The sequence below is a fragment of the Achromobacter sp. 2789STDY5608621 genome, assembly GCF_001299375.1.
GTDB lineage: Bacteria > Pseudomonadota > Gammaproteobacteria > Burkholderiales > Burkholderiaceae_B > Achromobacter > Achromobacter insuavis.
In genome coordinates this window covers 345,633-358,376 of the sequence record NZ_CYTU01000001.1, presented here as the reverse complement: position 1 = coordinate 358,376, position 12,744 = coordinate 345,633, and the positions used below count along the sequence as shown (strand labels likewise).

Below are 12,744 nucleotides of genomic sequence, written 5' to 3'. Positions count from 1 at the left end.
TAGTAGCATTAAAGTAAGGGTTTACCGCCCACTTGCCATTCGAGGCTGAGATGAAGAATCAGGATTTGAATACCCGCCGTTCCCTGGCCACGCCGCGCGGCGTCGGCGTCATGTGCGACTTCTATGCCGTGCGCGCCGAGAACGCCACGCTGTGGGACGCCAACGGCAAGGAATACATCGACTTCGCGGGCGGCATCGCGGTGCTGAACACCGGCCACCTGCACCCCAAGGTCAAGGCCGCCGTCAGCGCCCAGCTCGACAACTTCACCCACACGGCCTACCAGATCGTGCCGTACGAAGGCTACGTCTCGCTGGCCGAGCGCATCAACCGCCTGGCCCCGATCGACGGCCTGAAGAAGTCCGCCTTCTTCACCACCGGCGTCGAAGCCGTTGAAAACGCCATCAAGATCGCGCGCTCGGCCACCGGCCGTTCGGGCGTCATCGCCTTCTCGGGCTCGTTCCACGGCCGCACCATGCTGGGCATGGCGCTGACCGGCAAGGTCGCCCCCTACAAGCTGTCGTTCGGCCCGATGCCGGGCGACATCTACCACGTGCCGTTCCCCAACGGCACCCAGTCGATCACCGTGGCCGACTCGCTCAAGGCGCTGGACCTGCTGTTCAAGGTCGACATCGATCCCAAGCGCGTCGCCGCGATCATCATCGAACCGGTGCAGGGCGAAGGCGGCTTCAACATCACCCCGCCCGAACTGATGGTGGCCCTGCGCAAGCTCTGCGACGAACACGGCATCCTGCTGATCGCCGACGAAGTGCAGACCGGCTTCGGCCGCACCGGCAAGCTGTTCGCCATGGAGCACCACTCGGTGCAGGCCGACCTGATCACCATGGCCAAGAGCCTGGGCGGCGGCTTCCCGATCTCGGGCGTGGTCGGCCGCGCCGACGTCATGGACGGCCCGGCCGCGGGCGGCCTGGGCGGCACCTACGCCGGCAACCCGCTGGCGGTGGCCGCGGCCCACGCCGTGCTGGACGTGATTGCCGAAGAAAAGCTGTGCGAACGCGCGGTGCAGCTGGGCGACAAGCTGCGCGCCCACCTCGAGGGCCTGCGCGCCAAGGTGCCGGGCATCGCCGACGTGCGCGGCCTGGGTTCGATGGTGGCGCTGGAACTGAACGACGCCAACGGCAAGCCCGACGCCGAGGCGGTCAAGAAGGTGCAGGCCCGCGCCATCGAGCAAGGCCTGATCTTGCTGAGCTGCGGCGTGTACGGCAACGTCCTGCGCTTCCTGTACCCCTTGACCATCCCCGACGCCCAGTTCGATCGCGCGCTGGCCATCCTGTCCGAGGCCCTGGCAGCATAGGAACCGGGCGCATTTCGTTCATCCGGCCGGTAGCGGCAGCCTCAACGGGCTTGAGCCGCGCCCGGCCGGATATCCGTTTTCCATGGCGTTATCGCGCCATCCCACAATCCTGAGCCGGCGCCCCCATCGGGATGCCGCGGATCCGGCTCCGCCGGTCCGCGGGCATGCCCCCTTGAGGGGGAAGCGCGCAGCGCTTCGGGGGTGGGCCTAACTCTTAGGACTATTGCAATGACTTCTTTGACCCATCCCCTGGCGCGCCCGGAACTGCTGCGCGACGCCTGCTATATCGACGGCAAGTGGGTATCCGCCGGCAACGGCCCGTCGATCCCCGTGGACAACCCCTCCACCGGCAAGACCATCGTGTCGGTGCCCAAGCTGGGCCGCAAGGAGACCGAGCAGGCCATCGCCAGCGCCGAGGCCGCCCTGCCCGCCTGGAGCGCCAAGACCGGCAAGGAACGCGCCGCGATCCTGCTGAAGTGGGCCCAGCTGATGATGCAGAACCAGCAGGACCTGGCCGCCATCATGACCTCGGAACAGGGCAAGCCCGTGACCGAGGCCGCCGGTGAAATCGCCTACGCCGCCTCGTTCCTGGAGTGGTTCGCCGAGGAAGCCAAGCGCATCGACGGCGACGTGCTGCAAAGCCCCAAGGCCGGCCAGCGCCTGCTGGCGCTCAAGCAGCCGATCGGCGTCACCGCCGCCATCACGCCGTGGAACTTCCCCGCCGCCATGATCACCCGCAAGGTCGGCCCGGCCCTGGCCGCCGGCTGCACCATGGTGGTCAAGCCCGCCCAGCAGACGCCGCTGACCGCGCTGGCGCTGGCGGTGCTGGCCGAGGAAGCCGGCGTGCCGGCCGGCGTGTTCCACGTCATCACCGGCAGCTCGCGCGAGATCGGCGCGGCGCTGTGCGAAAGCGACGTGGTGCGCAAGCTGAGCTTCACCGGCTCGACCGAAGTCGGCCGCACGCTGATGGAGCAATGCGCCCCCACCATCAAGAAGCTGTCGCTGGAACTGGGCGGCAACGCGCCGTTCATCGTGTTCGACGACGCCGACCTGGACCGCGCGGTCGACGGCATCCTGGCCTCGAAGTACCGCAACGCCGGCCAGACCTGCGTCTGCGCCAACCGCATCTACGTGCAGGCCGGCGTGTACGAGGAAATCGCCAAGCGCCTGGTGGCCAAGGTCAACGCCATGAAGGTCGGCGACGGCTTCGGCGACGGCGTGACGCAGGGTCCGCTGATCGACGCCAGCGCGGTCGAGAAGGTGCAGGAGCACATCGCCGACGCCACCGCGCACGGCGCCAAGGTCATCGCCGGCGGCAAGCCGCACGCGCTGGGCGGCACGTTCTTCGAGCCGACCGTGGTGCGCGACGTGACCCAGTCGATGCGCTTCGCGACCGAGGAAACCTTCGGCCCGGTGGCGCCGCTGTTCCGCTTCGAGTCCGAAGAGGAAGTCATCGGCATGGCCAACGACACCATCTTCGGCCTGGCCGCCTACTTCTTCACCCGCGACTACGCCCGCATCTGGCGCGTGTCGGAGGCGCTGGAGTACGGCATCGTCGGCATCAACACCGGCCTGATCTCCAACGAAGTCGGCCCGTTCGGCGGCGTCAAGCAATCCGGCCTGGGCCGCGAGGGCTCGAAGTACGGCATCGAGGAATACCTCGAGATCAAGTACCTCTGCGTCGACCTGGGCGCCTGAGCGCGTCCTGCCTCCCCCGGGCGCCCGCCCGGGGGAAGATAAACGGGGCTCCGGTCCCGTTTATCCCCAGGAATTGTGGACAACCTGGCAGATAACTCCTGCACAGGTACAAAATCCCCTTTAAGTTCATGCGGTTATAAATCGCGATCAAATGCCGCCCAGGCGTGATAGATTTGCGCGTTCCCTGGACGAGCGACTATGAGCAGAACCTTTACCCGTGAGGACACCCGCAAGCTGGCCGGCATCCTGGCCGAAGCCGCGCAGGCGGAGGTCATGCCGCGCTTTCGCAACCTGCCCGAGGGCAGCGTGCGCGACAAGAGCTCGCCGCGCGACCTGGTGACCGACGCCGACGAGGCCGCCGAGCGCCTGATCGCCGCGCGCCTGTCCAAGCTGCACCCGGGCGCCGTGCTGATCGGCGAGGAAGCCTCGACCCGCAACCCCGCCCTGCTGAACATGCTGGTGGACGCCGATCTGGCGTTCCTGATCGACCCCATCGACGGCACCCGCAACTACGTCGCCGGCCTGCCGCTGTTCGGCATGATGATCGCGGCCTGCCATCGCGGCGACGTGATCGCCGGCGTGATCTACGACCCGGTCAGCCGCGACAGCGCGCTGGCGGTGCGCGGCGAAGGCGCGTGGATGGAGTACGAGAACGGCAAGCAGGCGAAACTGGCGGTGGCCAGCCCCGCGCCGCCCGAGGACATGGACGGCCTGATCTCCACCGGCTTCCTGCCCGAGCCGCTGCGCACCACGGTCAACGGCAACCTGTCGCGCCTGGGCAGCACCGCCAACCTGCGCTGCGCCGCCCATGAATACCGCATGCTGGCGGCCGGCCACAGCCACGTCGCCCTGTACAACCAGCTGACCGCCTGGGACCACGCGGCCGGCTGGCTGCTGCACCGCGAGGCCGGCGGCTACGCGGCGCGCTTCGACGGCTCGCCGTACAAGCCCACCCACCGCAGCGGCGGCCTGCTGTACGCCCCGGACGCGGGCAGCTGGCACGCGGCGCGCAAGGCCCTGCTGGGCGATGACATCCCCGACGCCGAAGGCTGAATACCGGGGCCAGATGACCACGCGTTGGTCGAAAATGGCCCCAACATGCTCACAAAATCGGGGTAATCCCTAGGAATTATCCACAGTATCTGTGGACAACCCTATGGAAAGGTCTGTAACGGCGCAAAAAAATCCTTACAGGGCGGGCACTTGGTTAAACCGGTCAAAAACCGGCCGCTGTCCGTCCCGCTTTTATGCCGCCGTCAGCGCCTCCAGCGCCATGGCGCTGGGCAGCTCGACCTTGAGCGTCAACAGGTTGTCGGCCCGGGTGCGGCCCAGGTTGATGGCCGCGATCGGCATGCCATTGCGCGAGGCGGCCGTGACGAAGCGGTAGCCCGAATAGACCATCAGCGACGAGCCCACCACCAGCACCGCGTCGGCCGCCATCAGGCCGGCGTTGGCGCGGTCGACCCGCTCGCGCGGCACGGTCTCGCCGAAGAACACCACGTCGGGCTTGACGATGCCGCCGCAGACCGGACAGGGCGGCACCTGGAACGTGGCGAAGTCCACGCCCTCCAGGTCGGCGTCGCCGTCGGGCGCATCGTCGGCCTCGAAGGCGATCCAGCCGGGGTTGCGCTGGTGCAGCGCGTCCTGCCAGGCGTCGCGGCCGCCGCGCCAGTCGCAATTCATGCAGCGCACCTGGTCGAGCCGGCCATGCAGGTCGACCACGTCGCGGCTGCCGGCGGCCTCGTGCAGGCCATCGACGTTCTGCGTCACCAGGATCGACACCCGGCCGCGCTGCTGCAACTGCGCCAGCGCGCGATGGGCGGCATTCGGCTGTACCTTGCCAAAACGGCGCCAGCCCACCATGCTGCGGGCCCAGTAGCGCGCCCGCGCCAGTTCGGCGCCCATGAAGGTCTGCAGCGTCATGGGCGGCGAACGTTTCCATTCGCCGTCGGTGTCGCGGTAGTCGGGAATGCCGGAATCGGTGCTGACGCCCGCCCCGGTCAGCACGAACAGCCGCGGGTGGCGGTCGACGAAGCCGCGCAGCGCGGCCAGATCCGAAACACGTGTGTCCATCCAGGCTCCCGTATCGAATCCCGGGGGTCAGTGCCGCCCAGGCGAGAAACGGGCGGCGCCAGGGCCGCCCAGCCGAAACGCGGACGCCGTATCAGCCGCCCAGGCCACAATCCGGCATGTCGCTGACCAGGCTGGCCTGGGTCACGTTGCTGCCCGGCGGCACGCTGCGCGTGAGCCAGACGTTGCCGCCGATGGTCGAGCCCTTGCCGATGGTGACGCGACCCAGGATGGTGGCGCCCGCGTAGATGACCACATCATCTTCGATCAGCGGGTGGCGCGCCAGGCCTTTCTTGAGTTCGCCGTTCTCGCCCGGCGGGAAGCGCTTGGCGCCCAGCGTGACCATCTGGTAGAGCCGCACGCGGTCGCCGATGATGGCGGTTTCGCCGATCACCACGCCGGTGCCGTGGTCGATGAAGAAGCTGCGGCCGATGGTCGCGCCCGGATGGATGTCGATGCCGGTGTCGGCATGCGCGATCTCGGCCACGATGCGCGCCAGCATCGGCACGCCCAGGCGGTACAGCACGTTGGCCAGGCGATGGTGGATCATGGCGGCCACGCCGGGATAGCACAGCAGCACCTCGTCGACGCTGTGCGCGGCCGGGTCGCCCTGGTAGGCGGCGGTCACGTCCAGGTCGAGCGCGGCGCGCACGCGCGGCAGCTCGGCGCCGAACTGGCGCACGATCTCGATGGCGCGCAGCTGCGAATCGGCCAGCAGCGCCGGATCATCGCGGCCGACGTACTGCAGCTCCAGGCCGACCTGGTGCAGCAGCGCGTCCAGCGCCGCGCCGATGGTGTGGCCGACGTAGAAATCCTCGACTTCCTCGCGCAGGTCGATGGGCCCCAGGCGCATCGGGAACAAGGCGCCACAGAGATCCTTGATGATCTGGCGCAGGCTTTCCTGCGACGGAAACTCGCGCAGGCCGGCGTCTTCGCGCAGGCGGCCGCGCGGACCGCGCCAGGCCACGCGCGCCTCGCGCAGGCCCGAGACGATGCTATCCAGGTTCCAGTGGGCGGAAGGAAGGTAGGCCGGGCCGCTCATAGGAACAGCCCCTGCTGGGCGCCGGGCGGAACGGCAGACAAAAGAGAATCGAACATGAGGGGGCCTCGATGACGGTGCATCGCCCGCGGCGGCGGGGCCGCGCGGCGATGCTGCTTTGCAATATATCCGTCAACTGTAACCGCTCGGCCCGCTTCGCGGAACCCATCCGACACGGCGCAGGGGTTATGGCGGCGGCGGATCGGTGTCGTAGCCGCTCGGGTTGCCCTGCTGCCAGCGCCAGCCATCGGCGCACATGGCCTCGACCCCGCGGGTGCTGTGCCAGCCCAGCAGCGAGGCCGCCAGCGCCGGGTCGGCCCACATTCGCTCGATATCGCCGGGGCGGCGCGGCCCGGTGCGCAGCGGGATGCGGCGCTGGCTGACGCGCTCGAACGCATGCACCAGTTCCAGCACGCTGGTGCCGCGTCCCGTGCCCAGGTTGACCGCCACGAAGCCGGGATGGCCGGCGGCGTAGGCCAGCGCCTGCACGTGGCCCTGCGCCAGGTCCATGACATGCAGGTAATCGCGCACGCCGGTGCCGTCCGCGGTGGCGTAATCGTCGCCGAACACGTTCAGGAACGGCTGCCGCCCCACCGCCACCTGCGTGATGTACGGGAACAGGTTGTTGGGCACGTCGCGCGGGCTCTCGCCGATCTGGCCGCTGGGATGCGCGCCGATCGGATTGAAGTAGCGCAGCGTCACCGCGCCGAAGGCCGGCTCGGCCGCGCACAGGTCGCGCAGCATCTGCTCGACCATCAGCTTGCTGCGGCCATACGGATTGGCCGGCGCCAGCGGATGCGCCTCGGTGAACGGCAGCGAGCGCGGTTCGCCATAGACGGTGGCCGACGAGCTGAACACCACCCGCGTCACGCCCTCGTCGCGCATGGCGCGCAGCAGCGCCACCGAGCCCGCGACGTTGTTGTCGTAATACTTGAGCGGGTCGGCCACCGATTCGCCGACGGCCTTGCAGCCGGCCAGGTGCAGCACCGCCTGCACCGGCTCGCCGCGCCGCGCCTCGCGCGCCAGCAGCGCCTGCACCAGGCCGGTCTGGCGGATGTCGCCCTGCACCAGCGGGATCGGCGTCCCGCACAGGCGCTCGACCCGCCGCACCGCCTCCGGGCTGCCGTTGCTGAAGTTGTCCAGCACCAGCGGCCGCTGGCCGGCGGCCAGCATCGCCACCAGGGTATGGGCGCCGATGTAGCCGGCGCCGCCCGTGACCAGCACGCGCATCTCGCTCATGCCCGGCTCCCCGTCAAAGATGCGCCGCCACGCCGGGCAGCCAGGCATGACGCGGCTGCGGCGCCTGGGCGTGGCCACGGTAGCGGTCGATCCAGTACGAGGTGGACGCGTCGTGGCCCCAGTCGACCACGCCGGCCGACACCGGCACCGCCAGCTCGCGCTCGATGCCGGTGGCCAGCCGCTTGCCCAGCTCCACGCCCCACTGGTCGAAGGGATTGACGCCCCACACCACGCTCTGCACGAACACCTTGTGTTCATACAGCGCCAGCAACGCGCCCAGCGCGCGCGGCTCCAGCTGGCGCAGCACGATCAGCGTGGACGGCCGCCCGCCCGGATGCACCATGTGGTGCGCCAGCGTCAGCGCCTGCTCGGGATCCTCGACATGGGCCACGTCCAGCAGCGCCTGCTCCAGGTCCTTGCCGCGCAGCAGCGCCTGGCGCTGCGCCAGGCAATTGGCCAGCAGCATGCGGTGGGCGTCGGGGCTGTCCGGATGGCCCTGCAGGCTGGCGATGAAATCGACCGGCGCGCCATGCGCGCTCTGGTGCAGCCATTGGAAGAAGGTGTGCTGGCCGTCGGTGCCCGGCATGCCCCAGATGATCGGCGCGGTCGGCACGTCCACCGCGGCGCCGTCGCCGCCGACGCGCTTGCCCAGCGATTCCATTTCCAGCTGCTGCAGATAGGTCACCAGGTGCAGCAGACGCGCGCTGTAGGCCGCGATGTTGAGCGAGCCGTGGCCCAGCACGCTGCAATTGACCAGGCCGGCCAGCGCCAGCTGCACCGGCGCGTTGGCGCCCAGCGGCGCCTGCTGGAAATGCTGGTCCATGGCCTCGGCGCCGGCGCGCATGCCGATCAGCACGTCCGTGCCGACGGTCAGCGCGATCGACAGCCCGGCCACCGACCAGACCGAATAGCGTCCGCCGACCCAGTCGCACATGCGGAACACCTGGCTCGCCGGCACCCCGAGGGCGCGCGCTGCGGGCGCGTTGGCGGTGACCGCCGCCAGGTGCGCGGACGGATCGGCCACCCCGCCCTGCCGCAGCCAGGCGATGGCGGCGCGGGCGTTGTGCAGGGTCTCGGCGGTGGTGAAGGACTTGGACGACACCACCACCAGGCAGCGGCGCGGGTCCAGCCCGGCCACCGCGTCATGGAAAGCATGGCCGTCGATGTTGGAGACGAAGCGGATCTGGCGGCGCTGGCCCGGGCCGCCGAAGGCCTGGATCGCCAGGCGCGGGCCCCAGTCGCTGCCGCCGATGCCGATGTGCAGCACGGTGGCGAAGTCGGCGTTCTGGTCGACGTGCCGCACGAAATCGGCCATGCGCGAATACTCGCAGACCGAATCCCGGTCCTGGCCGTCCGGCTGCTCGCGGGTGCGGCCGGCCCGCAGCGCGGTGTGCCAGGCCGGCTTGCCCTCGGTCCAGTTGACCGGTCCGCCGGAGAACAGCGCCTGCCGCGCCGCATCCAGGCCGCGGGCGCGCAATAGCGCCAGCGCGGCGGCGTCCAGCGCGGGCGACTGCCGCTGCATGGTCAGGTCCACGCACAGGCCCGCCGCCTCGATCACCTTCAAGGCGCCCGCATCCAGCGCGGCGCCGTGCGCCGCTTGCGCGAAAGCGCGCCATTCGTGGCTGGCGGCGAGGCTGTCGGCCTCGGCCGCGGCCTCGGCCTCTCTCGCAAAATTCGCATTACCCATCGCGTGATGCTCCTTAGAACGGTAAACGGATATGGGGGGCAACGCGCCGGAACGCATTGCGGAAGTCCTCCTCGATGCGGGCCAGGGCGGCCACGGAGTCTCCTTCGAAGCGCAACACCACCGTGGGCGTGGTGTTCGACGGCCGCGCCAGGCCGAAGCCGTCGGCGTAGTCGACGCGCACGCCATCCAGGTCGTTGATGGACAGCGCGCCCGGGAACTGGCCGCCGGCGCGCAACGCCTCGACCAGCTCGAACTGCTCGCCCTGGGTGGTTTCCAGCTTGATTTCGGGAGTGGCGCAGGACTGCGGCAGGCTCTCCAGCAGCGCCGACGGATTGGGCGCGCCGGACAGGATCTCCAGCAGCCGGGCGGCGGCGTAGATGCCGTCGTCGAAGCCGTACCAGCGCTCCTTGAAGAAGATGTGGCCGCTCATCTCGCCGGCCAGCAGCGCGCCGGTCTCGCGCATCTTGGCCTTGATCAGCGAATGGCCCGTCTTCCACATGGTGGCCTTGCCGCCGGCCTCGGTGATGGCGCGCGCGACGTGGCGGCTGCACTTGACGTCGTAGAGGATCTCGGCGCCCGGGTTGCGCGCCAGCACGTCGCGGGCGAACAGGATCAGCTGGCGGTCGGGCCAGATGATCTGGCCCGACTTGGTCACCACGCCGAGCCGATCGCCATCGCCATCGAACGCCAGCCCGACTTCGCAGTCGGAGTAGCGCAGGCAATAGATCAGGTCCTGCAGGTTCTGCGGATCGGCCGGGTCCGGGTGGTGCCCGGGAAAGGCGCCGTCCACCTCGCAGAACAGCTCCGTGACCTCGCAGCCCAGCGCCCGGAACAGCGCCGGCGCCACCGCGCCGGCCACGCCGCTGCCGCAATCGATGGCGATCTTCATCGGCCGCGCCAGGCGGATGTCGCCCACCAGCCGCGCCGCGTAGCACGGCTGGATCTGCATCTGCGTGCGGCCGCCGGCCACGCTGGCCGACTCGATCGGCAGGCGCATGGCGTCGCGCAGCGCGGTGATGCCGTCGCCATACAGCGACGCGCCGTCCAGCACGATCTTGAAGCCGTTGTGGGCCGGCGGATTGTGGCTGCCGGTGACGGCGATGCCGGCGCCGGTGTCCATCAGGCGCGCCGCGAAATAGACCATCGGCGTGGTCGCCATGCCGATGTCGATCACGTGCAGGCCGGCCGAGCGCAGCCCGGCCTGCAGCGCCGCCGCCAGTTCGACGCTGCTCAGGCGCCCGTCGCGCCCCACCACCATGGCGCGCGCGCCCAGTTCCAGCGCCCGCACGCCGGCCGCCATGCCCAGGCTGTGGGCGAAGCGCGCGTCGATTTCATCGGGCACCGTGCCGCGTATGTCATACGCCTTGAAGACCGCATCCAGGATCTGCGGGGTTTCCCAGCCAAACGTTCCATGCATGCCAGTTCTCCGCGGAGGTTACTTGGGGCCGTTCTGCTTGAAATCACCGTAATAAGCCGCCCGCGAATAGCGGTATCCGCCATACTTGGAGCGGAACCCGAAACGCTCGGGCATCAGCTTCAGACCGTTGAACAGCACCCCGTCGACCGGGGCGCCGGCCTGGATCAGGCGCTTGGCGGTTTCGCGGATCTCGCCCACCGTGTTCATGCCGGAGCGCACCACCACCATGACCGCCGCCGCATGCGTGCCGACCACCGCCGCGTCGGGCGAGGACAGCACCGGCGCGGTGTCCAGGATGACCATGTCGTACTGGCTGGCCAGTTCGCGCAGGGTCTGGCCGAAGATCGGCGAGGCCAGCAGCTCCGAGGGATCGAAGCTGACCGCGCCGGTGGAAATGAAATCCACCCCCTCCGACACGCTGTGCTTGCGCACGCGCTCCAGCGGCAGCGTGCCGGACAGCACCTCGAACAGGCCGTCTTCCTTGGGCACGCCGAAATAGCGGTTCAGCTGGCCCTTGCGGAAGTCGGCGTCGATCAGCAGCACGCGCTTGCCGACCCCGCCCTGGATGAAGGCGAAGTTGGCCGACAGGAACGACTTGCCGACGCCCGCCACCGGGCCGGTGAACATGACCATGTTGTTGGCCGACTGGCGCAGCGAGGCCTGCAGCACGTTGCGGAAGGAGCGCAGGCTCTCGATCGGCGGCGCGGTGCTCTGGCTTTGCGCCAGCAGCGCCGGCACCGTGGCGTTCTTGCGCCGGCTGCGGCGCCACAGCTTGTCCTGCAGGTCGCTATGGGGAATCGCGGCCAGCACCGGCAGGCCGGTGTAGCGCTCGACGTCATCGGGCTCCGACAGGCCGCCGAACAGCGCGTTGCGCACGAAGGCGCACAGCACGCCGAAGATCAGGCCGATGGCCGTGGCCACGGCGATGATGATGGCGGCCTTGGGACGAACCGGCTTGTCCGGCTGCACCGCCGCGTCCAGGATGCGCACGTTGCCGACCTTGCCGGCGCGGATCAGGCGCAGCTGCTGGGCGTTGTTCAAGAGGCCCGTGTACAGCTCGGTGTTGACGCGCACGTCGCGCACCAGCCGCACCACGTCCTGCTCCAGGTCAGGCAACTGCTTGATGTTGTTGCCGATGCGGTTGACGTCGCCGGTCAGCGAGGCGATCTGGCGGTCGATGGCGACGATGCTCGGATGGGTCGGCGCGAACCGGGTGATCAGCTCCTGGCGCTTGGCGCGCAGTTCCATCACCTTGGTCTGGGCGTCCACCGATTGCGCCAGGATCAGCTTGGCCTCTTCGCTCAGGTCGATGGTGCCGCGCTTGTTGCGCAGCGAGTTGTACTTGGTCTCGGCCGCGTCCAGTTCGCGCTTGAGCTGCGGCAGCTGCTGGTCCAGGAAGGCCAGCGACTTCTCGGCCTGCGCCGACTTGCGGTTGACGTTCTGCTGCACGTACTCCTGGCCGATCTGGTTCAGCACCGCCGTGGTCAGCGCCGGATCGTTGCCTTCCAGCGTCACCCCGATCACGCCCGAGGTGCGGCCGCGCTCGAAGATGCCCAGGCGCGACTGCACGTCCTCGATCGCCGCCAGGCGCGAGGTGCGCGACACGGTGTACTCCGTGCCGGGCCGGCCGTTGAGCGCATCGACGTGCACGTCCAGCGCGCCGCCGCCGGGCAGCAGGAAATGCTCGGGCTTGCCGACCGTGCCGTTGAAGGTGGCGCCGGTGAGCTTGTCGTTCAGGGTGTAGGCCCCTTCGCCCAGGTTGGTGATGCGAAAGGGCTTGCCCAGCCATTCGTTGGGCACGTCCAGCTGCGAGATCGAGATCGACTCGCCGCCCCAGGCGTAGCCGCCGCGGGGTAGCCCGGACGGATACGGCAGGCTTTCGTGGCGCTGCGCCAGCCACTCGCCCACCACCGGGAAATAGCGCGGCTTGGCGTGGATGTACAGCATGAACTTGTCGACGGCCGGCCCCACCACCATGCGCGAGCGCAGCACCTCCATTTCGCCGGAGGTCTCGGCCTTGGTGTCGAAGATGGCCGAGACGTCGCCCAGCAGGCTGCGGTTCTGGCCTTGCGGCAGCTCCTCCTCCACCTGGACGATGATGTCGGCCGAATAGACCGAGGGGGTCACCATGACGTAGGCGACGGCCCCCAGCAGCGCGATCAGGGTGATGGCGATGATCAGCCAACGGTTGGAGAAGATGGCGTCCACGTGCGAGGACAGCGGGGTTTCCTGCTGGCGAGCCGGGACGGAGGGCTCGAACGATTCGATGGGCAACGGCATG

The 12,744-nt window shown here is 69.2% G+C and carries 9 protein-coding genes; 3 read left to right on the top strand and 6 right to left on the bottom strand.

Annotated elements, in window-relative coordinates; all coding sequences use genetic code 11:
• Positions 1 to 50 precede the first annotated feature (50 nt).
• From gabT to AOZ53_RS01705, 3 genes are all read left to right on the top strand, one after another.
• Complete coding sequence (gene gabT, locus AOZ53_RS01715; protein WP_054431941.1) at positions 51 to 1,313, top strand: 4-aminobutyrate--2-oxoglutarate transaminase; 1,263 nt, start codon at positions 51 to 53, stop codon at positions 1,311 to 1,313.
• Between the two features lie 228 nt (positions 1,314 to 1,541).
• Positions 1,542 to 3,011, top strand: coding sequence for an NAD-dependent succinate-semialdehyde dehydrogenase (locus AOZ53_RS01710; RefSeq protein ID WP_054431942.1), 1,470 nt, complete (start codon positions 1,542 to 1,544; stop codon positions 3,009 to 3,011).
• Between the two features lie 198 nt (positions 3,012 to 3,209).
• A complete protein-coding gene (locus AOZ53_RS01705; protein ID WP_054431943.1) occupies positions 3,210 to 4,064 on the top strand; it encodes an inositol monophosphatase family protein in 855 nt (284 codons plus the stop codon).
• Between the two features lie 192 nt (positions 4,065 to 4,256).
• Here the strand turns inward: AOZ53_RS01705 and AOZ53_RS01700 are convergent, their stop codons facing one another.
• The 6 genes from AOZ53_RS01700 to AOZ53_RS01675 form a co-directional block, all read right to left on the bottom strand.
• The gene (locus AOZ53_RS01700; protein WP_054431944.1) at positions 4,257 to 5,084 is read right to left on the bottom strand and encodes an NAD-dependent protein deacetylase; all 828 of its coding nucleotides are present in this window, start codon (positions 5,082 to 5,084) and stop codon (positions 4,257 to 4,259) included.
• 91 nt (positions 5,085 to 5,175) lie between these two features.
• A complete protein-coding gene (gene epsC, locus AOZ53_RS01695; protein ID WP_054431945.1) occupies positions 5,176 to 6,123 on the bottom strand; it encodes a serine O-acetyltransferase EpsC in 948 nt (315 codons plus the stop codon).
• A gap of 183 nt (positions 6,124 to 6,306) precedes the next feature.
• The gene (gene galE / locus AOZ53_RS01690; RefSeq protein WP_054431946.1) at positions 6,307 to 7,359 is read right to left on the bottom strand and encodes a UDP-glucose 4-epimerase GalE; all 1,053 of its coding nucleotides are present in this window, start codon (positions 7,357 to 7,359) and stop codon (positions 6,307 to 6,309) included.
• 13 nt (positions 7,360 to 7,372) lie between these two features.
• Complete coding sequence (pgi, locus tag AOZ53_RS01685) at positions 7,373 to 9,046, bottom strand: glucose-6-phosphate isomerase (RefSeq protein WP_054431947.1); 1,674 nt, start codon at positions 9,044 to 9,046, stop codon at positions 7,373 to 7,375.
• A 13-nt stretch (positions 9,047 to 9,059) separates the two neighbouring features.
• The gene (locus tag AOZ53_RS01680) at positions 9,060 to 10,463 is read right to left on the bottom strand and encodes a phosphomannomutase/phosphoglucomutase (protein ID WP_006390288.1); all 1,404 of its coding nucleotides are present in this window, start codon (positions 10,461 to 10,463) and stop codon (positions 9,060 to 9,062) included.
• Between the two features lie 18 nt (positions 10,464 to 10,481).
• Complete coding sequence (locus AOZ53_RS01675; protein ID WP_054431948.1) at positions 10,482 to 12,743, bottom strand: GNVR domain-containing protein; 2,262 nt, start codon at positions 12,741 to 12,743, stop codon at positions 10,482 to 10,484.
• Position 12,744 lies beyond the last annotated feature (1 nt).